32 protein-coding genes are annotated in these 21,503 nt (G+C 46.2%); all 32 read left to right on the top strand.

The window, feature by feature from the left end; translation table 11 throughout:
• Positions 1 to 15: 15 nt before the first annotated feature.
• The 32 genes from SPSPH_RS22640 to SPSPH_RS22485 all read left to right on the top strand — a co-directional run bounded on the left by SPSPH_RS22640 (position 16) and on the right by SPSPH_RS22485 (position 21,349).
• Positions 16 to 1,002: a ParB/RepB/Spo0J family partition protein gene (locus SPSPH_RS22640; protein WP_075756428.1), complete on the top strand. Its 987-nt coding sequence runs from the start codon at positions 16 to 18 to the stop codon at positions 1,000 to 1,002.
• Positions 1,003 to 1,398: a hypothetical protein gene (locus tag SPSPH_RS22635; protein ID WP_075756427.1), complete on the top strand. Its 396-nt coding sequence runs from the start codon at positions 1,003 to 1,005 to the stop codon at positions 1,396 to 1,398.
• Positions 1,399 to 1,484: 86 nt separating this feature from the next.
• Positions 1,485 to 1,637, top strand: coding sequence for a hypothetical protein (locus SPSPH_RS22630; protein ID WP_158027091.1), 153 nt, complete (start codon positions 1,485 to 1,487; stop codon positions 1,635 to 1,637).
• Positions 1,638 to 1,985: 348 nt separating this feature from the next.
• Complete coding sequence (locus SPSPH_RS22625; protein ID WP_146196575.1) at positions 1,986 to 2,165, top strand: hypothetical protein; 180 nt, start codon at positions 1,986 to 1,988, stop codon at positions 2,163 to 2,165.
• Complete coding sequence (locus SPSPH_RS22620) at positions 2,162 to 2,446, top strand: LysM peptidoglycan-binding domain-containing protein (RefSeq protein ID WP_075756425.1); 285 nt, start codon at positions 2,162 to 2,164, stop codon at positions 2,444 to 2,446. Before SPSPH_RS22625 ends, SPSPH_RS22620 begins: the two co-directional genes overlap by 4 nt.
• Before the next feature lie 4 nt (positions 2,447 to 2,450).
• Positions 2,451 to 2,654 (top strand): hypothetical protein, encoded by a 204-nt coding sequence (locus SPSPH_RS22615; RefSeq protein WP_075756424.1) that lies wholly within the window; start codon positions 2,451 to 2,453, stop codon positions 2,652 to 2,654.
• Between the two features lie 88 nt (positions 2,655 to 2,742).
• Positions 2,743 to 2,997, top strand: coding sequence for an AbrB/MazE/SpoVT family DNA-binding domain-containing protein (locus SPSPH_RS22610; RefSeq protein WP_075756423.1), 255 nt, complete (start codon positions 2,743 to 2,745; stop codon positions 2,995 to 2,997).
• Entirely contained in the window at positions 2,994 to 3,383 is a 390-nt protein-coding gene (locus SPSPH_RS22605) for a hypothetical protein (RefSeq protein WP_075756422.1), read from the top strand. The genes SPSPH_RS22610 and SPSPH_RS22605 overlap by 4 nt, the downstream gene beginning before the upstream one ends.
• 475 nt (positions 3,384 to 3,858) lie before the next feature.
• Positions 3,859 to 4,092: an acyl carrier protein gene (gene acpP, locus SPSPH_RS22600; RefSeq protein WP_075756419.1), complete on the top strand. Its 234-nt coding sequence runs from the start codon at positions 3,859 to 3,861 to the stop codon at positions 4,090 to 4,092.
• Between the two features lie 77 nt (positions 4,093 to 4,169).
• A complete protein-coding gene (locus SPSPH_RS22595) occupies positions 4,170 to 5,510 on the top strand; it encodes an AAA family ATPase (protein WP_075756418.1) in 1,341 nt (446 codons plus the stop codon).
• Positions 5,510 to 5,773, top strand: coding sequence for a hypothetical protein (locus SPSPH_RS22590; RefSeq protein WP_075756417.1), 264 nt, complete (start codon positions 5,510 to 5,512; stop codon positions 5,771 to 5,773). The genes SPSPH_RS22595 and SPSPH_RS22590 overlap by 1 nt, the downstream gene beginning before the upstream one ends.
• Positions 5,760 to 5,888: a hypothetical protein gene (locus tag SPSPH_RS22585; protein WP_269147942.1), complete on the top strand. Its 129-nt coding sequence runs from the start codon at positions 5,760 to 5,762 to the stop codon at positions 5,886 to 5,888. The genes SPSPH_RS22590 and SPSPH_RS22585 overlap by 14 nt, the downstream gene beginning before the upstream one ends.
• Positions 5,881 to 6,555 (top strand): hypothetical protein, encoded by a 675-nt coding sequence (locus tag SPSPH_RS22580; protein ID WP_083945588.1) that lies wholly within the window; start codon positions 5,881 to 5,883, stop codon positions 6,553 to 6,555. Before SPSPH_RS22585 ends, SPSPH_RS22580 begins: the two co-directional genes overlap by 8 nt.
• On the top strand, positions 6,552 to 7,121 hold the full coding sequence (locus SPSPH_RS22575) for an HD domain-containing protein (protein WP_075756416.1): 570 nt from the start codon (positions 6,552 to 6,554) through the stop codon (positions 7,119 to 7,121). The genes SPSPH_RS22580 and SPSPH_RS22575 overlap by 4 nt, the downstream gene beginning before the upstream one ends.
• Before the next feature lie 9 nt (positions 7,122 to 7,130).
• A complete protein-coding gene (locus SPSPH_RS22570; RefSeq protein WP_158027090.1) occupies positions 7,131 to 7,298 on the top strand; it encodes a hypothetical protein in 168 nt (55 codons plus the stop codon).
• Positions 7,289 to 8,098 (top strand): PD-(D/E)XK nuclease-like domain-containing protein, encoded by an 810-nt coding sequence (locus SPSPH_RS22565; RefSeq protein ID WP_075756415.1) that lies wholly within the window; start codon positions 7,289 to 7,291, stop codon positions 8,096 to 8,098. The genes SPSPH_RS22570 and SPSPH_RS22565 overlap by 10 nt, the downstream gene beginning before the upstream one ends.
• Complete coding sequence (locus SPSPH_RS22560; protein WP_083945587.1) at positions 8,095 to 8,724, top strand: DUF669 domain-containing protein; 630 nt, start codon at positions 8,095 to 8,097, stop codon at positions 8,722 to 8,724. Before SPSPH_RS22565 ends, SPSPH_RS22560 begins: the two co-directional genes overlap by 4 nt.
• A gap of 79 nt (positions 8,725 to 8,803) precedes the next feature.
• Positions 8,804 to 10,174: a DEAD/DEAH box helicase gene (locus SPSPH_RS22555; protein WP_083945586.1), complete on the top strand. Its 1,371-nt coding sequence runs from the start codon at positions 8,804 to 8,806 to the stop codon at positions 10,172 to 10,174.
• A 4-nt stretch (positions 10,175 to 10,178) separates the two neighbouring features.
• Positions 10,179 to 10,583: a VRR-NUC domain-containing protein gene (locus tag SPSPH_RS22550; RefSeq protein ID WP_075756412.1), complete on the top strand. Its 405-nt coding sequence runs from the start codon at positions 10,179 to 10,181 to the stop codon at positions 10,581 to 10,583.
• On the top strand, positions 10,583 to 11,158 hold the full coding sequence (locus SPSPH_RS22545; RefSeq protein WP_075756411.1) for a putative metallopeptidase: 576 nt from the start codon (positions 10,583 to 10,585) through the stop codon (positions 11,156 to 11,158). Before SPSPH_RS22550 ends, SPSPH_RS22545 begins: the two co-directional genes overlap by 1 nt.
• A gap of 54 nt (positions 11,159 to 11,212) precedes the next feature.
• Positions 11,213 to 12,979, top strand: a complete 1,767-nt coding sequence (locus SPSPH_RS22540; RefSeq protein WP_075756410.1) for a DNA cytosine methyltransferase — start codon at positions 11,213 to 11,215, stop codon at positions 12,977 to 12,979.
• Positions 12,980 to 13,125: 146 nt separating this feature from the next.
• Positions 13,126 to 16,002: a DUF927 domain-containing protein gene (locus SPSPH_RS22535; RefSeq protein WP_083945585.1), complete on the top strand. Its 2,877-nt coding sequence runs from the start codon at positions 13,126 to 13,128 to the stop codon at positions 16,000 to 16,002.
• A gap of 343 nt (positions 16,003 to 16,345) precedes the next feature.
• Positions 16,346 to 16,717 carry a hypothetical protein gene (locus SPSPH_RS22530; RefSeq protein ID WP_075756408.1) on the top strand — a complete coding sequence of 124 codons (372 nt, stop codon included), beginning with the start codon at positions 16,346 to 16,348 and terminating at the stop codon, positions 16,715 to 16,717.
• 103 nt (positions 16,718 to 16,820) lie between these two features.
• On the top strand, positions 16,821 to 17,021 hold the full coding sequence (locus SPSPH_RS22525) for a hypothetical protein (RefSeq protein WP_075756407.1): 201 nt from the start codon (positions 16,821 to 16,823) through the stop codon (positions 17,019 to 17,021).
• Positions 17,014 to 17,580: an MmcB family DNA repair protein gene (locus tag SPSPH_RS22520; protein ID WP_075756406.1), complete on the top strand. Its 567-nt coding sequence runs from the start codon at positions 17,014 to 17,016 to the stop codon at positions 17,578 to 17,580. Before SPSPH_RS22525 ends, SPSPH_RS22520 begins: the two co-directional genes overlap by 8 nt.
• On the top strand, positions 17,570 to 17,836 hold the full coding sequence (locus SPSPH_RS22515; protein WP_075756405.1) for a hypothetical protein: 267 nt from the start codon (positions 17,570 to 17,572) through the stop codon (positions 17,834 to 17,836). The genes SPSPH_RS22520 and SPSPH_RS22515 overlap by 11 nt, the downstream gene beginning before the upstream one ends.
• A gap of 134 nt (positions 17,837 to 17,970) precedes the next feature.
• Complete coding sequence (locus tag SPSPH_RS23645) at positions 17,971 to 18,249, top strand: Lar family restriction alleviation protein (protein ID WP_109298151.1); 279 nt, start codon at positions 17,971 to 17,973, stop codon at positions 18,247 to 18,249.
• Complete coding sequence (locus SPSPH_RS22505) at positions 18,246 to 18,863, top strand: hypothetical protein (RefSeq protein ID WP_075756402.1); 618 nt, start codon at positions 18,246 to 18,248, stop codon at positions 18,861 to 18,863. Before SPSPH_RS23645 ends, SPSPH_RS22505 begins: the two co-directional genes overlap by 4 nt.
• Positions 18,856 to 19,119: a hypothetical protein gene (locus tag SPSPH_RS22500; RefSeq protein ID WP_075756401.1), complete on the top strand. Its 264-nt coding sequence runs from the start codon at positions 18,856 to 18,858 to the stop codon at positions 19,117 to 19,119. The genes SPSPH_RS22505 and SPSPH_RS22500 overlap by 8 nt, the downstream gene beginning before the upstream one ends.
• 203 nt (positions 19,120 to 19,322) lie before the next feature.
• Positions 19,323 to 19,631, top strand: a complete 309-nt coding sequence (locus SPSPH_RS22495) for a DUF4406 domain-containing protein (RefSeq protein WP_075756400.1) — start codon at positions 19,323 to 19,325, stop codon at positions 19,629 to 19,631.
• 165 nt (positions 19,632 to 19,796) lie between these two features.
• Complete coding sequence (locus tag SPSPH_RS22490; RefSeq protein WP_233139047.1) at positions 19,797 to 20,519, top strand: hypothetical protein; 723 nt, start codon at positions 19,797 to 19,799, stop codon at positions 20,517 to 20,519.
• Between the two features lie 152 nt (positions 20,520 to 20,671).
• Complete coding sequence (locus SPSPH_RS22485) at positions 20,672 to 21,349, top strand: hypothetical protein (protein ID WP_075756399.1); 678 nt, start codon at positions 20,672 to 20,674, stop codon at positions 21,347 to 21,349.
• Positions 21,350 to 21,503 lie beyond the last annotated feature (154 nt).

Raw genomic sequence — 21,503 nt, 5'->3', positions numbered from 1 at the left:
AAGGAGGGCAAGCATTTGAGCAATACATACCAGGTTATGCCGGATTTATCACCCGATGACTACACTGAACTTAAAGTAGACATTCAAAAGCGTGGCATGATGGTGCCGGTTGAGTATGACGAAGATGGCAATATTCTTGATGGACATCATCGCATAAAAATTTGCACTGAACTCGGCTTAAAAGATTGGCCGCGAGTTGTGCGAGTAGGTATGACGGAAGAACAAAAACGCGAACATGCCCGCAAACTTAATATGGCCCGAAGGCATCTGACTAGGGAGCAGCGGCAAGAGTTGATTCGCCAGCAGTTGCTGGAGACGCCGGAAAAGAGCGACAGGCAGATTGCAGTAAGTTTGGGTGTCGATAATTCGACCGTCAGTCGAACACGACAACGAATGGAAGATCAAGGACAGTTGTTGCAATGCAACACCTCAACCGGCGCAGACGGAAAAACATATCCCCGCCAAGCCGTTCAAAAACCTATCACTATCTTCGAACCAACAGACTCTAAAATTGAATGTGCCAAAGAATTGGTGCAAAAAGCTGCACCAGAATTAATCGACGCAGTAGCAGCAGGAAAGGTCCCGCTGATGCAGGGTTTTGCTGTAGCATGCAGTGCCACCCCTAAACAGCAGGCCGAAGCTGTCAGCCGCTTAGAAAACGGACAAGCCGAGTATCTCATGGATGGATATAATCAGCAAAAGCTTGAAGAGTATTGTAGTATGACACCTCAGCAACGTAAAGAAATGGAATCCCGTATTTCAGAAAGCGACAAAAAAATCGACAGAGAGTATGCCCTATCGACTATGATTCCCAAAATGATTACCGCAGTTCTTAAATTACGATCAGAAGATGTTGAAGAAGCTGCACGGTATTTTGTTAACCATGAAAATGGTCCATCCGAAATTGACTTTACCGTCAGCGAATTAGGGGAATGTATTGAGCGCTTACAAACAATCAAAGCAGCCCTGTCCAAAACGAAACGCTTAAAGGTGGTGAAGTGATTGCGATCTAAGAAATTGTCCACGCTTATGATTTATGAAATTTTACAGGATCATGGCGCGGTAACGATTGAGCAGGGAATACCAATTTTAATGAAGTATGAGCCAAAGCCTGATCCAGTGGAACTTGAAAGAAAGTATTGGGCAGACAAATTTCGACGGGTAATGAGAAAGAAGCGAGACTCGGCTGGTATTCGTGATGCATTTAGCGATGAGCATGGTACATATCATAATGTACCAACCACGAAAGACCGGATTGCGTTACGCGAAATCAATCTACAAATTGATGTAAAACGTGATGGTTTAATAAAAGCTAGTAAAAAAATCCAGCTGCGACAAGCTGAGTTAGCCGGGCAAATAGCTTTGCAGTTTGAAAGTACTGCTGTTAACAAAGAATAGTTTTTCGCCCACATAAAACCCCAGACTCCCCCAGTATATGTATTTCCAATACCGGTCAGAATTATGCAAGGGAGGTGAAAAAATTCATGAATTGTCCAGGTTGTGGAACTAAAGTTTCAACAGGCCAGAAAGTCGTTAATATCCCTTTGAATGATGGTTCGGGAGTAGATATTTTGGTTACTGTTGATTACTGCTCCGGATGCGACGATTACTGCGAAGTTGATACCGAATTGGCGTAGCGGGAGGTGAGAAAATGCAATGCATAAACTGCGGCCGTGAGCTGCGCGAGGATTGCTGCCAGCAACTAACAAATGAATGTATCCAGGACAAGCCCGTTTGCAGCGACCAGTTTACCTGTTACCCTCGGCTGGTAGTTAATTTAAAAAGCAAGCATATGCCAACGGTATATAAAAATGCCACGCGGTACGTGGCGAGAGGAGTTGGGTAGTGATTGAGTGGTGGTGGTTAATCCCTGCAGTGCTGGTTGCTGGAATACTCGGACACGCGATCGGCTGGCGACGATACAGCAAGAAATGTGAAGCAGATTGGAATCAGGTTTATGACTCTATACAAGGGAGGGACAAGCAGTGAAAACTCAGTACGTACCGGATAACTGGCCGACTGACTGTCAGTGCACAGAATGTGTCAATCACTGTAACCGCCAAAAATGCGACGGTGACTGCCGGCCGGATTGCCAGCCTGAGTATGATTGTCAGGCGCGTGTGCTATTTGAGTTAAAACCATGCGGGAGGGTTGGTAGTAAGTGAAACGGATTGTAATTGCTGGCCTAATCGCCCTAGCTGTGGCCAGTTGCGGTAATGCAGGGCCGAAGGGCCACCTGGTGACAGAAACCTATACGGTAAAATCCGGTGACACTCTGGACGCAATATCCTTGCGTTATATGGCCAAATCAGCCGTCAGGCGCGACGTTCGTGAGTTCCGTGAGGGAATCATCCAGGAGAACTGGGACGCCGTGTTTAAGGACAGGCAGCCGTATGGGCTGATTCATCCGGGGGACCGGTTAACCATAAATTACTGGAAGGAGTGAAAATATGCCAGAAAATATGCCAAGCCCCTTTACGCCGTTTTCTCAGAAGTTAGCCATGGCCCGTTACGACAAAAAGAAATTCGGTATCGGGTTCAAGGGCGGGCCAGCGTTTTGGTTTGTCCGGGAGCGTAACGGCCAGCCGCTGGATAATGCAGATGAAATCCTGCTGGCGAACATCGTTGCGGCGTATAACGAAAAATGCAAATAAAAAAAGACGCTCTTTAGAAGCGCCTAACAAAAAATACTTACGGATATTTTAGCACATTGAAAATCAAATAACAATGGGAGGTTTACGTATGAAGTCTACTGGCATTACCCGTAAAGTGGACGAACTCGGCCGCGTAGTTATTCCCCGCGAGTTGCGCCGGACACTGGATATAGAAGAAAAGGACCCGCTCGAAATCTTCGTCGATGGTGACCGAATCATTCTCAGAAAATATAACCCTGGCTGCGTCGTGTGCGGGAGCGCTGATGGCTTGGTTAGTCTGGATGCTGTAAGACTCTGCCCGGATTGCGTAAAGAAAGCGGCGCACAAGGTCGGCCTTCAATGACCCCATCAGAGATTCGAAAACTAACTGATGATTTTGCCTCTGTTGTCCGGACACTGCCGGCTGCATTAAAAAGTCTTGAAGAAGAATACAGCCTAAGCGATAAAGCAATTTGCGATATCCGGCATTATGCGGAATTTAACAAAACCACCCGCACTGAAGACAGGAAACTAATAAGGCTACTAAGAGAATGGTCACGACGCCGGAGAAACGCGGATGATGCGATTCGGATTATAAAACCACTGTCTGAATTGGTGGCAAAAAACAATCCGTTCTTCAATGAATTAGACCGAGTTCGCGGTGAGATGAAAAAGCGGTCTAACTATGTGGAAAGTGAGCGGCATTATAACCCCAGGGTGTTACATGATCTGTTTGGAGGTGCGAAGTAGTGCCATGAAACATATTCGTTGCCGTTGTTGTGGAGTTAGTTTAACATCAGGCCTGAAATTTTACCCGCAAGGAGACAGTAAATTTGTTTGCCAGAATTGCAAGCCGCCTATTTTAAGATGCCAGGAGCCGCCTAAGGTATATGTATCAACTGATGTGTTTACCGGCGAGGTGCCGGTCAGATACGCCGAATTGGTGGATATCACATGAGAGCGGCCGCGGTATTAAATGACGTGAATTGGTGTGCATTTGCGCTTGCGTTAATATCACCGAAGTACACCGTTGAACGGGCACTGGATTATGTGTGCGGGGTGACGACACAGCATAATAACCGATGTGATTTAACAGATTCCGACACTGAGGACATGATTAAACTGCGTAAACAGAAAATCCCTTACAGCGAAATTGGTGAGATATATGGTATGGACCAATCAGCAGTACATCGGAGAGTAAAAAAGTATAAGGAGAGACGATCATATGACCACATTCGAAAAAGTTAAAGAGTTAATTGTTGGGCAGTTAGGCTGCGACCCTGCGGAAGTAACCAAAAAAGCTAAATTGGACGACCTTGGCGCAGATTCGTTGGATTTAGTTGAATTGGTTATGGAGATTGAAGAAGAGTATAGCATTGAAATTCCGGATAACGAGGCGCTGGACCTGATTGGCAAGCCTATTGGCGATATCGTTAAGTATATCGACCAGAACAAATAATTTTGGCTTCGCCAATGGGCCGGACTTCCCCAGTTTAGTATATGTATATTCCTGGTAAATTATGCGTGGAGGTACAAATGAAAATTGTTAAGTTAGTAGCCGAAAACTTTAAGAAGTTAAAGGCCATTGAGATTATTCCACAGGGTAACATGATCGAAATTACCGGCAAATGCGAACAAGGTAAAACCACAGTACTGGACGCTATCGGTACGGCGTTGTGTGGCACAAAATGGGACGAAGCTCTCCGAGAAGGCGCCGACAAAGGGAAAATAGTTGTCGATCTTGGTGATATCATCGTCACCCGAACAATAACTAAAGCTGGCGGCACTCTAAAGGTCGAAACCCGGGACGGTGCGAAATACCCTTCGCCCCAGACACTGCTGGATAAACTGGTCGGCAAGATCGCATTTAATCCGATGGAGTTTTCTAAAGAGAAGGATCCCAAAAAACAGGTTGACATGTTGCTGAAGGTTGTTGAATTGAAGGTTGACGCGGCGAAACTAACGGACATATCCGGTGTAGTCATTGAGGAAAGCCCGAATCCGCTGGACATGCTGAATGCGGCTTATAAGTCGGTTTATGAGAGCCGGACGGCAGTTAACCGAGACTTGGACAAGGCCAAAAAAGCGCTGGAGAGTATCCCGGAGGTTGCCGAGGTTGAGCCGGTTTTACTGACAGAATTGGTGGCGGAGAAGGAGAAGCTAGAAAAAGTTAACAGGGATAATGCGAATCGTTTAGCTGAGTATCAAGACCAAGAAAGACATTTAGCTGCATTGCGGTCCAACAAAACAGCAACATCGGAAATCATCAGCGATCTTGAAAGCAGACTAATAGCCGCCAAGAAAAGCCTGGTAGAGCAAGAAAATCAAATATCTGCTCAGGAGCAAGCATTGAAGGTGGCAAAGGCTGTTATTGATTCCAAGCAAGACGAGGACTTGACTGATATTAATGAGCGGATTGCCAAGGCCGACGAAACCAATAAACAAGCCCAGCAGTACAAGGACCGCCAGGCTAAAGCGGCCGAAGTCGCCAAGCACCAAACCGAGTCGGACGATCTGTCTGCGAAACTCAAGAAAATTGTTGACTATAAAGCCGAGATTATCAAGAACACCAAATTCCCAGTGCCGGGCCTGGACTTCGCGGGCGGCGGCGTAACCTTCGAAGGCAAGCCATTCAGCCAGGCCAGCAGCGCCCAGAAAATTCGTGTCGGCATGGGCGTAGGCATGGCAGCGAATCCAGAGCTCAGAGTGGTTATGATTGATGGTTACGAATCACTGGATCCAGACCAAAGAAAGATTGTGGAAGAAATGGCAACGGTGAATGACTTCCAGGTTTGGACAACAAGCGTCAGTACTGATTCTACGGTCGGCATTTACATTGAGGATGGCGAGATTAAGGCGTCGGAGGCTGCTGGATAATGGACCATCAATATAGAGAACCAAAGGACTGTAATTGTAATGGCGAGCCAGGATGCATGGTATGCGATGGCGGCTTATCAATTTGCAAGGTTTGCGGTCTAATGGAAGGCAGTTTAACTACAGATTGCCCCGGCGAATGGTCAGGCAAGAAAAGCGAGGAAATATATGCTGGCAATCTTGATTACCGCGAAGGCCAAGGCTGGGTTGAGGAAAAGAACCCCACAAATCAGATGTGGGAAAGGGCCCGTAATGGCACGTTGTAAAAACTGCGGCCGGCCGGTGCAATATTACCAGGAGTTCTGCTGCCGTGACTGCCAGGATGAGTATTTTGCACCGGATGAGCCGGAGCCCATAGAAAAGGAGGAAAACGATGAGTGATATATTTGACACCGAGTCAGAATCCGAACAATCGCTGCCGGCAGAAATACCTGAAGCATCGTCATCTATCGCCTTAACCGGCGGCAATTACGGACAATTAAAACAAGTAGCTGAGTTAATGTCCAAATCTACTATTATTCCAGCAGTTTACCAAAACAAACCGGAAAACTGCTTTATAGCCCTTGAATATGCCCAGCGCTTTGGGATAAACGCCATGATGGTTATGCAGAACCTGGATGTTATTCAAGGCAAGCCAAACTGGTCCAGTAAGTTCCTGATTGCCATTGCTAACGAGTGCGGCCGGTATTCAAAAATCCGTTATGAGTGGGTTGGTACCGAAGGCCAGGACGATTGGGGCTGCCGGGCGCATATGACCGAATTATCCACTGGTGAAAAACTGGTCGGCCCCAGGGTCACCATTGAAATGGCCAAGGGTGAAGGCTGGCATGGCAAAAACGGCAGTAAGTGGAAAACCATGCCCGAGGTTATGCTTCAGTACCGAGCAGCGGCATTCCTGATCCGGACACATGCACCGGAACTCACAATGGGTTTGTATTCGCGGGATGAGCGCGAAGACATGATTAATGTCACGCCTGACCGCGCCGAATCGGCTGCCGAGCGGGCATGGCGGGAGTCTCAAGTTAAAGAAGTGGAGGTAATGGATTGAAGGACAGATTTGTAAATTTACTCCGCGAAACACAGCGGCCAGGGATTGAGAACGTTATTACTTACCTGTCAGAGAAAACGGACTTCTTTACGGCACCGGCCAGCACTCAATACCACGGCGCGAAGGAAGGCGGATTACTGGAACATTCTCTTGCTGTGTTTGACAACCTGACAAAGCTTGCACCGTTATATCTAGCGGACAAACAGGACTCTATTGCAATCACAGCTTTACTGCATGATCTTTGTAAAGCCAATTTCTATAAGGTCGAAATGCGAAACAAAAAAGACCCTATCGTGGACGGCAAACAGCTTACCGGCTGGCACTCACTTCCGTTTTATGCCATTGATGACCAGATTCCATTAGGGCACGGCGAAAAGTCCGTGATTATACTCCAGCAGATGATTCGCCTCACTTTGGAAGAGGTCATGGCGATTCGCTGGCATATGGGCTTATCTGATACGGATTATGCGACCAGGCAGGTAATGAGTAAGGCTTTTAATGGACATCCGTTGGCGGTGGCTCTGCACCTGGCAGATTTGGCGGCATGTTACTTCGATAAGAAATGAGGTGTATTTATGAACTTAACTAAAGAGCAAATGGCGGCAGTTTTCACTGAATGGATGAGGCGATATGAAGAAAATCCGGAGTCTTTTGCTGCCGAGTATGGCGAGCCAGCAGAATATGGTCCTGCAGCTGCCGAGTATTTCTGCAAATTGCTGAAGGAAATGCGAATATGCAGTTAACCGCTGGAAATTACCATAGCCAAGCCGCGAACTTGCATTATATGTCTGTCAGCCAATATAAAAATTGGATCTCCTGCGAAGCCGCCACGCTAGCGAATCTGAAAGGCGAATATGAGCCCGAAGATAAAACAGCCCTGCTTGTAGGCCAATATGTGCACTGCTGGGCAGAGGGTCCGGATGCATTAGAAAAATTCATCTGTGACCATCCGGAGATTATTTCGTCAAAGGGCCCTACCAAGGGAGAATTAAAGTCCGAGTACCGGCATGCTGATGAAATGATTGCCTGCCTGGCTAATGATCCCAAAGTTATGTTTTACCTGCAGGGGCGCAAAGAAATTATCTTAACCGCCGAAATGTTCGGCATCCCATGGAAAGTAAAAATTGACGTTGATAATCCAGGATTAAATTACCTGCTGGACCTAAAAACAACTAAGTCAATCACCGAGCATGTCTGGTCCGATGAGATCAGAAAATATGTATCTTTTATTGAGGAATGGCAGTATATGATTCAGGTTGCTGTTTACTCCGAAGTTGAGAGAATTGCCCGAGGCCGGGACAATTGGCGAGACTTTTACTGCATCGCCGTGTCAAAGGAAAAGGTTCCTGACCATGCAATCATCGACCTGACGGATCATGACCGAGTGCAGGAGGAGTTAAATAAAATCCGGGAAAACATGCCGCGGATTATTGCGGTAAAGGCAGGCAAGGAACCGCCTGTCAGGTGCGAGCGGTGCGAGTACTGCCGGGCAACTAAGAAAGTCGATAAAATTATTCATTATACTGAGTTAATGCCTGCATGATCAGCGATGAAAGATGGGTATGTCCAACAAACTGCCCAGGATTACTGAACTATGGGGGAGAATGTCCCGATGATTTAGGGCCAGGAGAACCCTGCCCAAACGGAATATTTATCGGCCAAGAGCCGAAGAAAGAAGGTACAAACATGAGTTTTAAAGATATTTGGGATGAAGCAGCAGGACAAGAGGTAAAGCAATTTGCCGATGATTTACCGGATGGTAAATATCAGGCTGAAGTAATAAAGTGCGAGTTTGGTAAAACCAAAGACCAAACGAAAGACAAGGTTCATTGGGAACTTAAGGTTATTGATGGTGAACAAAAAGGAAGTCATATCTGGATTGACCGAGCGTTTTATAAAAACGACAACAGCGAGGACAATAAAAAAGCTGTGCGTCGAGCTACTGATGACTTCAAATACTTAGGCTTTACTCCGACATCCGCCAATCTTGAAAACATTATGAAAGGGCTTGTTGGTCAAACCGTTGAGATCGAATTAAAGTCAGGCAATAACGGCCAATTTAAAAACCTGAGACGGATTGTTGAAAAGCCGGTAGCCCAGACACAGGCCGCAACTAATCAATCTGCGTTCGGCAACGACAAATTCCCCGAGGAAGAGATGCCGTTTTAGCCTATGCAGCTAAGAGACTACCAGGAGCGCGGGGTATCCGCGCTCTCCCGTAAGGGAGGTATAAATAACGGCATTTAAATTGCGAGATTACCAGCAACAAATAATCAATAAAGTCCGCGAACAAATCAAAGATGGCCAGCGCCGTATATTAATACAACTTGCCTGTGGGGGCGGCAAAACAGCAATTGCATCTTTTATCCTTAAAGGCACTATAAGCAACGGTTACAGAGCCTGTATGATGGCCCACCGGACGGAATTAGTAAAACAAGCAAGTAATACACTGGACCGGATATCTGTCCCGCACGGCATTATAAAAGCAGGGATAGCGCAAGACACATCACTGCTAATGCAAGTAGCCAGTGTGGGAACCCTGAGACGGCGACTAGCCAAAATTCCAATTCCTAAAATATTGATAGTCGACGAAGCTCAGCACCAAAAAAGCCGCACATGGAGTGAAATTGCTGATTATTATTATGAAAATGACTCCATTATAATCGGCCTTAGCGCTACCCCGAAAAGACTTTCCGGCGAGCCCATGTCAGATTGTTATGACGTAATGGTACAGGGACCGTCTATCCGGCAATTGATGGAATGGGGATTCTTATGCAGATACAAATACCTGGCCCCGCCTCAAGTAATGAATCTGGACAGTGTACCTACACTTGCTGGTGATTATGCCAAGGGAGAACTATTCCAGGCTGTCGCTAAAAGCCATATTACCGGTGATGCAATCCAGCACTACGAAAGGTTTCTTCCAGGCAAGCGGGCCATTGCTTTCTGTGTATCCGTTGAACACACTAAACAGGTTGCCAAGCAGTTTTGCGATGCTGGTGTACCAGCCGAGGCCGTAGATGGCAACACCCCAGATGAAGAACGCGAAGCGGCTATGGAACGGTTTAGACGCGGAGAAACGCTTGTACTTGTGAATGTGGAGCTTTATACCGAAGGGGCCGACATTCCAAATTGTGAAGGTGTTATAATGCTCCGGCCGACTCAATCACTGAGCTTATACATACAAATGGTCGGCCGGGCGTTAAGGCCTGACCCAGATAATCCATTTAAGATAGCAACAATTCTCGATCACTGCGGCAACGTATTTCACCATGATTTGCCTGACGCTGATAGGGTTTGGACGTTAGAATCAGAGGTTAAATCCCGGCGTAAAGGTGAGGCCGCAAAGGTATTTATAAGGCAGTGTCCCTGCTGCTACTATGCACATAAGCCAGCACCTGTATGTCCTGAATGCGGATATCAATACCAAATCTCTGAACGGCAGCTGGCCGAAGAGGCGGGAGAACTTGAAGAGTTTATCGCCAGGGAGAAAAAGCAGTTACGCCAGGAGGTTGGACGGGCGCGGACGATTGATGAATTAAAGCGGATTGCAAAGGAAAGGAATTATGAGCCGTCGTGGGTGTTTATTCAGGCAAAATTAAAAAATATTAGGCGGTGATTTATTGCGCGAAACAGACATTCAGAATTTAATTCGATTGGAATTATCAAAACATGGCACCTTCTTCCGTGCCAATGTTGGCCAAACCTGGACCGGAGACGATGTTATCCGGCTGGAAGGCGGCAACATAATTTTAAAAAACGCCCGACCTTTTAACACCGGCCTACCGCCAGGCTTCAGTGATTTATTCGGAATAATCCCAATCACGATAACCCACGACATGATAAATAAAAAAATCGGCTTGTTCGCCGCCATCGAGGTCAAAACCCCAGCCGGACGAATCCGGCCCGAACAAGAAAATTTTATCGGTATCATGAAAGCTCGCGGTGCCCGTGCCGGTATCGCCCGGAGTGTCGAAGACGCCGTGGCCATTGTTACCGGCCAAAAACAACAGAGAGGTGATATTTAATGGCAAGAAAAAGTTTTAAACCACCTAAGGAAAAGACCGGCTACGAATATGCGCCGGAAGCAATAACGGTTATGGCAGCCCGCCTGATTGATGACCATCACGGACACCTGGCGGAAGCAAAAATTGCATATCTGATGCGTACCGGCTCATGGCAGAAGAAAGGCAGTCCAGTCGATGCCGATGTGCAGGTAATATCGGGTGCAAATCGGTTTATGATGGACGAAACCGTGTTCCGAGTGATTATAAACGCCAAGGTTTGGGAAAAGGTCGATGAAAAAACCCGTATGTATATTCTGGACAAGCAACTCAGCCGATGCGAGAAAAACTCTACAGCGGCCGGGGATGTGCGCTGGTCGCTCAGAGATTACCAGATCAAGGAATTCGCCAGTTTGATTAAGCGACATGGCCTGGTAACGGACGATTTGAAGCGGTTAGATCAGGCTTTGAAGCAGACGGAACTGGAGTTTAACAAGGAGCAGGAGGCCGAAAATACGACTGACACGGCCCCGGCCGACGAACAGCCAGCATCTCAGGACGGCGCCGCACCGGCGGAGGAATCGGATACAGTATTTTAATTAAATTATGGGGCGGCGATGGTCGCCCCATTTCTATAAAGGGAGGAGAGAGCCCTGCAACAACAGTTATTTCAAGAAATCATAGTCGATAACTTCGCCGGTGGGGGCGGGGCCAGCACCGGAATTGCTTTAGCAATAGGCCGTAGCGTAGATATAGCAATTAATCATGACCCTGATGCAATCGCAATGCATACAGTTAACCATCCCGATACAGAGCATTACTGCGAATCAGTTTGGAATGTTGACCCTAGGGAAGCAACCAAAGGCAGGCCTGTAGCATTGTGTTGGTTTAGCCCGGATTGTAAGCATTTTTCAAAAGCCAAAGGTGGTAAGCCTGTTGAAAAGAAAATTCGCGGCCTTGCATGGGTAACGTTACGATGGGGCGCAACTGTACAGCCAAGGGTTATCATGTTGGAGAATGTAGAGGAGTTTCAGACCTGGGGGCCGCTGCTTAAAGACGGTAAGCCAGACCCTAAGAAAAAAGGGATTACATTCAAGGCTTTCGTGAACGCATTGAAAAGACATGGTTATAAAGTTGAATGGCGTGAGCTCCGGGCCTGTGACTATGGGGCTCCGACTATACGGAAACGCTTATTCCTCATAGCCAGGTGTGACGGGCGGAAGATTGTTTGGCCGAAACCTACTCACGGTCATCCTGACAGCCCGGAAGTAAAGAAAGGGAAGCTCAAACCATGGCGAACGGCAGCCGAAATAATTGATTGGTCACTACCGTGTCAGAGTATCTTTGAACGTAAGAAACCACTGGCCGAAAACACAATGCGCCGTATAGCCCGGGGGATTCAGAAGTTTGTTATAAATAACCCTAAACCCTTTGTCATCAAGGTTAATCATCACGGCGTTGACTTTCGCGGCCAGGAGATTGACGAACCATTGCAGACTATCACGGCAAAGAATGGCTGGGGTATAGTTACTCCCTTTGTAGCTCAGATCGGACATACAGGATTTAGCGGTGACCGGAAGCAGTACCCGATTAATGATCCGCTAACTACTATTGTCAGCAAGGCAGAACATCTGCTTATTGCACCAACGCTGATCCAAATGGGATATGGAGAACGGGAGGGGCAGGAACCCCGTGTTCTCAATATACATAAGCCATTAGGGACTATAACCGCCGGAGGTAATAAATTCGCCATTGCTACCGCCTTCATTTCTCGCCAGTTTGGTAATTCGGTAGGCCATATCATGGATGAACCTCTAGGAACAGTGACGGCCGGCGGTGGTGGTAAGTCCCAATTGGTAGCTGCTTTCCTCGCTAAGCATTACGGCGGTAATTATAATGGTCCTGGCGCCGGAATGGATGAACCAGTGCCGACAGTAACCACGGTTGATCACAACGCCTTAGTTACCAGTCATTTGGTTAAAATGAAAGGCACTAACATAGGGCAGGAAGTGGCTGAACCGATACAAACAATTACTGCCGGCGGTTTGCACTTTGGCGAAGTAAGGGCCTTTCTACTGAAATACTATGGGACAGCCATTGGTCAGAGTATAGAGGAACCGGTACACACTATCACAACTAAGGACCGGCTTGGATTAGTCACTATTCACGGTCAGGATTATCAAATAGTAGATATCGGCATGCGGATGCTAGAGCCACATGAATTGTTCGCTGCTCAGGGTTTCCCAGCCGATTACATTATTGATCAGGATTGTAATGGTAAGCGGTATTCAAAGGCTAAACAGGTGGCAAGATGCGGAAATGCGGTGCCGCCACAATTTGCAGAAGCATTGGTAAGTGCAAATTTGCCGGAGCTATGTGACGCTGTGCAGCAACCATACAGGCAATACTCTCACCTTTAAGGAGGTATTCCATAAATGCTAAAACTCACCGCGCGAAGGAGGGAAGCAATCTCCGACGCATGTTTTAAGATTGGTATTTTTATTGTAAACGCGGCATTAATTGCCTGGGCCGTGTTTTTATTGGCAATGATTAGGGAGTGTTACGGGTGAATTTTTTTGAAGAACTATACGGCAATGCTGAGTCCGGATATCTATCGATCTGGACGCTCCCAGACAAACGGACATATTGGTTCCCTATAGATAATACCGACAATGCCATAAAAACGGCTTTGCGGCTCTCTAATGCACAGAAAAACGTATACTTTGGCGTCGGCATCACAGATAAACCTAAAGGCGACTACGAACGCATAACCGCCGAAGAAATAACCGCTATTCCGGGCCTATGGTTCGATATGGATATTGCTAGCGGTGATGCACACGCCGAAACGAAACTGCCATCTGATATCGGTGCAGCCATGCAAGTTATCAATGCGATACCGTTAGAGCCGAGCGTAATCATATATTCAGGGCATGGCCTTCATGCTTATTGGCTATTTCGCGAAATTTGGACACTTGATACGCCAGAAGAGTGGAAACAAGCATCTGAATTACTGCACGGATTTCAAACTGCATTAAGGCAGCATGCCGCAACCTTAGGTTATAAATTTGATTCAACGCATGACCTGTCTCGCGTCCTAAGGGTACCTGGTACTAAAAACTATAAATCGGATCCGGTCGAAGTAAAAATCATTCATGAATCATCCGAACGTTACAACCCATCTGATTTGGAACCATACACAGCCGAGCCCCAACAGGCCACCGGCGACAGAACCAGGAAAACAAAATTCGAACGCCGAGACGGTGACGGATCGGCGGAACTGGCAATCTCTCAATGTGCATTTTTGGCGCGTTTCCGGTCCAGCATTGGGAAAATACCTGAACCTGAATGGTTTGCTGCCTGTGCGAATCTGTCCCGCTGTAAAGGTGGTCCAGAGCTAATCCATGAATTAATCCGGCCAGTGCTGGGAGTCAAATATGATCCAAAGAAAACGGAAGAAAAAATTCGGCATTCGCTGGAAGATAATCATCCCCACAGTTGCGAGTATATAACCGGTACATTAGGTTTCACCGGTTGTCCACCTGGCGGCTGCCAGGATATTAAGGCTCCTTGCGGGTGGGCACTCAAAAAAATTCCCCGCGCTCGCGCCATAGCCCGAACGGTACCGGTCGAAACTCAAACAGTTTTTAACGACGAAATTATCGGCGCATTGGCACTGTTGCAAGAGCAGGATCCGGCCGAGTTTGAGATATTCAAAACCCGGGCGAAAGGTAAAATCAGCGTCAATACATTAAAGGCCGCGCTTAAAAAACACACCGCAAAACTAAAGCTTGCCAGCCGAGCGCCAGCACAGGGCGTAAAAACAATTATCCCTGACTCACCAGTTGACATGATGATTCCGGCGGACTGGATATGCACACGAAACGGAATTTTATATCAGGATTGGTCCCGGGATAACGTCAAAACTTACCGGGCGTCACATGTGCCAGTATTACTCACAAGCCGGCTTAGAAATATCGACAGCGATATTGAAAAAATCGAAGTGACGTTTCTTCGTGGCCGTAAATGGGAGTCGGTTTTATTAGCCCGTTCAGAAGTGTTTGATGCCAAAAAAGTTATTAAACTGGCTGACAAAGGCCTTACCGTATCCAGTGAATCAGCCAGGTGGCTGGTGAAATGGTTTGATGAACTTGAGGGCGCGAACTTAAACAGTATACCTGAAGGTAAAGCCGTATCCCGCATGGGCTGGCGCGGCGATGAGATATTTATCCCGGGCGCCGAAGGAGGTTACCGGCTAGACCTTGACGACACGGCCGCAAACTCTGCGGTGTGTGGATACCGAATATCTGGCAGTTTTGATGAATGGAAGCAATTCGCCGCCGAAGTCAGGCAGCGGCCGGTAGCTCGATTTATATTATCTGCATCGTTTGCAGCGCCGCTTTTACGGATATTGTCACAGCGAATATTTTTCATACATAACTGGGGGAATTCTCAGGACGGCAAAACGGCCGCACTTTATGTGGCGCTGTCGGCCTGGGGTGATCCGGACGAATTGCGCACTAGTTTTGATTCCACGAAAACCGGTATTGAGAAGAAACTTTCCCTGTGTAATGACTTGCCAATGGGCCTCAATGAACGCGAAACCATGCGAGACAAAACCGAGGCAACAAATAAAATTTACGAAATTGCTGAAGGAAAAGGTCGCAACCGCGGCAATAAGTCCGGTGGTATGCAACAAACGGCGACATGGCGGACAATCGTATTATCCACCGGCGAGGGGATGCTGTCAGGGGATTCGTCCACGGCCGGAGCCGTTACCCGAACGCTTGAAATTTACGGCGGACCGTTTGCCGACAACAAACCCTTCGCGTCGGATCTGTATCGCCTGACAGCCGATCACCACGGACATGCCGGGACAGAGTTTATCCGGCGATTAATAAAATACGACCGCAATACATTAAAACAAACGTTCAACGATATGCGTGCCGGAATACGGAAGCAATTCCCGGAAAAACTTGACTCTCATATCGACTCAGTCTCTGTGGTGGCTCTCGCCGATTTCCTGGTTAGCCAGTGGATTTTTGGCGCCGATGAGGCCGGGGCGGCGGGCGAGGCCGCAGAACTTGCGAAGCATATCATTGCTGGCATGGTCACAAAAACGGAGGCCAGTGACGTAACTAAAGCCTGGGACTATATTGTGGATTGGGCCCAGGCAAACGAAGGTAAATTTCGGGTAAATATGCCGATGTCTTACGGTTTTAAAGATGAATTGTATTTATGTATAAACCCAACTGTATTTAATGACGTGCTTAGGGAACGTGGATTTTCTCCTCAAAAAGTTCTTCGCGAATTGGCAAATGACGAGAAAATAGTTACGACAATTGAATCTGGTAAAAGAGTTTTTAAAATCAAACGAACTAAACCCGGTGAAACACGAACACAGGTCAGAATGATATGTATTAAGCTTTCAGAACTCGAAAAATAGTGTCTAGTTAACAATAATTTTAAAGAGTAGGATACGAGTAGGATACGAGTAGGATACAAAAAAACACCTATAAACCCTTATATTATCTATATTCTTATATATAAATATCCTACTATCCTACTATCCTACTACAAAAACACGCTACACGCGCGAGCAAAAAAAATATTGTTACACAATTTACCCTGCCTATAAAAAATATTTTTTTTATATCTCTTATAGGTATGTTTTTCGAGTAGGATAGTAGGATTTGTAGGATACATCCAGCAATGGCGCGGGTTTCAAGGTTTTTTTAGTAGGATACCGAGTAGGATACAGTAGGATATTTTGAGGTGGTGCGTATAAAATGGGCGTTTTTGACAAATTTTTCGATGCGCCTGAACAGGTCATACCGGAACCGACTGATTTATTAAAAGAAATGACTGCCTATCAATGGGAGGATAAATATTCGGAGCACTCGCCAGGCGATCATGAGTTATGGATGCGGTTATTTGAAATGGCCGAGTTTAATTCAGGGCGCGAATTGGTTTCGATGTTAGCATATATTCGGAATATTGGGGCCGTATTAAAACCGGACCAGAAATATGGGTATGTGATACAGCCGGTAATCGGCGAATTTGGGTTTAAAGACCGAGAGGAATATGAGCGGGAGCGACGGCCGTTGATGCAATACAGGGGGAATCTGATTCATTTGCTGAAGTTACTGGCTAAAGGCTAACCCCGCCTAACCAAACAATAAGGAGTGGAGAGAATGAGCGTGATTGATTATATAGAGTGTTGGTATAAATCGCCTGGCCGGGGTAACTATGTGACTTTAGGGCATGAAAGAGCAGTTAGAGGCGGCCCAGCAGTGGGTGCCGGTGTCGCCGGAGACTATGCCGGGAAATGGACAGCGTATAATCGTTAATGATGTGAAGCTTGGTTTTGGTGTTGGTACATATCGGAAGGATATGACATTACACGATAAAACTCACTGGATGATTATACCGCCGCTGCCGGGGACGGAGGGGACAAGTGACTGAGAGTGATGTAATTCGAATTCTGCACCGCCACTGCACCGAGCAAAAGCTAAAATTCTTCGCTCATGTATACCGAGGCACAAAAGGTTATATCCTTGATGGCTTTGCAATGTCTCAGGCATACCGAAACATGCGGACAATCGGCTATGAAGTAAAAGTCAGCCGGAACGACTTCCTGCAAGATAAGAAATGGCAAAACTATTTGCCGGTTTGTAACACATTTTACTTTGTCAGTCCGCCGGAAGTAATTCGAAAGGACGATTTGCCAGCCGGAATCGGTTTATACCATGTGGTTGATAATCGCTTAGTCTGTGTTAAAAAGGCCAAGCGGAATGAATTTGATAAAGATGCTGTATTTGAAGTCTTGCAGTATATTGTCTTAAGTCGCGGTCTGTCTGAACGGATGAAAGTTAAAAGCGCTGTATCCCATATGCATTTTGCGCAGAATCGGGCTAATGATCTTGAACGGAGATTGAGAAATACACAGCGTAGATGCAATGAAGTGGAAAACGAACTTTGGGAGATAAAACGTAAGGTGAAGGAGGCCACCAATGGACGCTAAGATTACGCCGGAGCAGGCGATAGATGTTATAGAATATGCAATTGCTATTTTGGTACATGCAGATTGTACCGCCAGAGACATTATGAATTTGCAGCACACTATTGAATTAATCAAAGCGCTGGCCCCGGAGGCAGAGCTTGGGAGGGCGGCGGTAAAAGCCAAGCAGGATAAGGTTTTGTGCGCAGGGTGCGACTGCAAAGAGTTTTGCCGGGTGTTGAATGAACATGACCGACTACAGCGAAAGGGAGCGGAGTAGGGTGAGCATGGCGTTAACAGTCGATGAGCATAGGTGTAGAGTCTTAGATAAAATTGATACTATTGGAGTCGAGAAAGTACAAATGCCAGGAAACAAACCAGCAAAGTGGTATTTGCGTTTTTATACGGTACTGAATGAAGTTATATACTGCCCGTACTGCGGGGCTAAATTGGAGAAGGAGGCTGGCGCTGGTGAGTGAGTTAAAACCTTGTCCGTTTTGCGGAGGAAGTGAAATTGATTTTAGCGACTGCAAGAGATTGGAAGACTGTAAGGAATTTGAGTGTTGCGACAATGAAGAATATGTTTTGGTGGTTTGTAATTTTAGCAAAGGTGGGTGCGGAGCTTCAAGCGGATATTTTGACACCAAAGAACAGGCTGTTGCGGCTTGGAATAAAAGGAGTGAGCGCGGGTGAGTGAGTGTATAAAATATGACTCTGCTTATGTTGAAAAGGCAAGAGCGGAAGGAAAAACGTTTTTTGGTAGTGCTGTTATCGACGGATTATTGCAAGAAAACGCCGACCTCCGCGCCCGGTTGGAGGCGGCTGAAAAAGAAATAGCTGAAACTGACCAAAAGATTGCCGATGCATACAAAGCTTGTTGCTTAAAAATGCTTGACATGAGCGCAATATTTGATAACCAGCAACACAAAATTAACAACCTCCAGGCCGCTTATGAGGTGGTGCGGGGGGCGCTGGATTGTATAGCTGGACTAACAACGCATGAATGGGAGAACAAAATAGCTCGAAAAGCGCTGAAAGATTGCTCTTATATAAAATGTCACGTATGCAAATACGAGCCGTCTTGTGATTATGAGCCACATACAGAAAGGTGTTTAGCGAAATATAGCAAGGTTGACCAAGCCCTCTCCACCACCCCAGAGCAGGCCGGGGAGCGGGTACAGTATCTGGTTACTGTCGCCACTGATACCCTTGCATGGTTAAAGCAAAACAAACTAGGAGACACGGGACACGGCAGATGTTTAGCGGAGGCGTTAGCCAAGTACCGGGGAGGTGCGGACGGTGAGTGAATCAATTCATTCTCGTTATGCAAGTTTATTAATCGAAAATGAAAATTTAATTAATCAGGTCGCCGAACTGACCACCAGAGCCGAGCAGGCCAACCAGATTGCTGAAACGCCTGTAGATAGTAAATATGACAAGGTGCACAGGCCGGATTTGCTGAGAATTGTCCTGCTGGCTAGAAAAGCAACTGGAGCAATTGAAGTTTTTAATAATGCGAGTAGGCGGGCGATCAATGCCGGGGATGGGGAGGCCAAACCATGACCCGCAAAGGCTACACAGCAACGTGCATACCGGACAAGCGGGAGTTACAGAGGATGCGCCGGTGGGATAGGCAGTCCGGTAAGGCGCATATAGACCATGGTAAGGAGTCGCTAAGGCGGGCGGTTATGCGAGAGTTGAGGGAATTCCCGAGGTAATTAACTAACCTGCCATTAAAATCAACTCAAAATTGGGAGTGAGAAAATTTGAAAACCGTATACATAGCCCATCCGCTAAGGGGCGATATCGATAATAATTTAACCCGTGTCAATAAAATATGCCAGCAACTCCTTGCTGCTGGCGAAATCGTCCCGTTGTCACCATTACATGCATTCGATTTTGTAGACCCGCGCGGCCCGCAGGAACTGGTACTCAAATACTGTCTGGTGTTACTCGCCCGCTCAGATGAGCTCCACGTTTATGGCGACTGGCGACAGTCCGAAGGATGCCAGATGGAAATACAATTTGCCCGGGAAAATAATATCCCGGTCCGGTTTATGGAGGTGCCTGAATGATTAAATATCCCCACACCACAGAAGCCAACTCCATGCCAACACCGCTCTGCCATGGCTGCCAGCATTTCGAAGCGGATCCGCACAATAAACCCTGCGCCGAGTGTCGCGGGTTGTATCCTAAATCCAGCAAGAATTTTTACTCCAAGAAAAACGGGTGGTGATATTTTGACTACATGCAGTTTATGCATCACTGAAAAACCGGACTGTAAACAATTCTACGGTGTTGATGTTTGCAAGGAATGCCGCGAAATTCATGAACGGGCGCAGGAAACAATAAGAACAGCCGCTAAAGCAAAATTGCTCAAGCGACTGTCTGACAGCCATTCAGAAACCGAAAAAATGATTGTCGAGATTATATCCGAAACTGCTGCTAAGGCTGCATTAAATCACTCTGAACAGCAGAAGCGCCGGCAGTTTAAATCACGTCATGATAAACGGCTCCGGAATACAAAGCTGCTGCTAAAAAAATATGAGTTACTAAAAGACCATTGCGAAAATGCTATCTACGAAAAGGAGCAACGAGTTGAAAACGAATATGGATATGTCATTGACATACTGGATTCATTAGACGATACTGACGCAACAACTTATATTCATTCTATCAAGCAGTCGGTTGCTCGTACCAAACTGATCCTGGCACACATTGACCAGATGGTTATGCATTACGGCATTTATTGCGAGCGCACCGGGAAGCCTGAGGATATGCGACGATACCGGATTCTTAAAGCGGTTTATTTCCCTCAAGATGATAACGCCAAGCCTAGCCGAGAAGCTATCTGCAAGCAGGAAGATATTGAAGAAAGAACTTTTTTTCGTGACATGGAAGCCAACTATAACAGGCTAAGTGCTTTAATATTCGGCATTGACGGGCTATCACAGAAGGCATAAAGATGTCATTGAAATGGCAGTATAAATAAAGTAAAATATAAATTGAAAGTATTATATTTAAATTGCAAGCCGTCCATTTGGGCGGCTTTTCTGTTAGCAGGAATTTATTGCCTTTTGTCGAATGGTGTAAGTTGGTGAAAGGATGTGTGTTTATGGAGTGGTCTGAACTCTACCTTAAATGGGCTGATATAGTTATACGATTATTTCAAGTGATAGCATCATGGCCAATAGCTATATCTGTTATAGCTATTATATTTATGAGAAATCATAAGGACGCTATAAAGGATTTACTTGATCGATTACTCGAAGGAAATGGGCTTGGCTTAAGCTTTAGATTTAAAGATACAACACCTGACATTATTGAGGAAGTTGCTAAAACCGAAGAAAAGGCAGATTCTAAGCAAGCCGAAGTTGATAAACTAATACAGGAATTAATCACAAAGTCTAAATTAAACGAGCAAGATGCTGAAAAATATCGAATAGCTTTATCAACTGCAAATAAGGAATTAACTAATCTAAAAGTAAAATATTCTGAGTTGCAAAATCAATTAGAGACAGCAGTTTTACACCAACAATTGTCTGTAATGTCGAATCAACATCTTAATATATTTAAGATGCTAGTTAGAAGCTTTGGTAGAGAAAACTTGAATTTATCGATTAATTCAGCTAGAAACTGTAAAAAGATTGAAGAACAATTGTCTAAAATGCTTACAAGTCCTTCTTTGCGTACAAAGTTAATTGAGATGGGTATTGTAAATAAAGAAGGATTGTTAACCGAGAATGGATTAAAACAGTTAAAAATTATTGCTCAACAATATCCAACAATATGAGCCCTAACCGGGGCTCTTTTTTTACCCATAACGGAGGTGACCCACTTGCCGGAAAAACTTTATTGCAACTCAATCTGCCAGCACAACGATAATCCAGAGCAGCTTTGTACAGTTAACCGAGTGTATAACGTTGACCGGCAGTGTGTCACCTATC

The organism is Sporomusa sphaeroides DSM 2875, from assembly GCF_001941975.2.
GTDB classification, from domain to species: Bacteria; Bacillota; Negativicutes; order Sporomusales; family Sporomusaceae; genus Sporomusa; species Sporomusa sphaeroides.
This window is presented reverse-complemented; position numbering and strand designations above follow the sequence as displayed.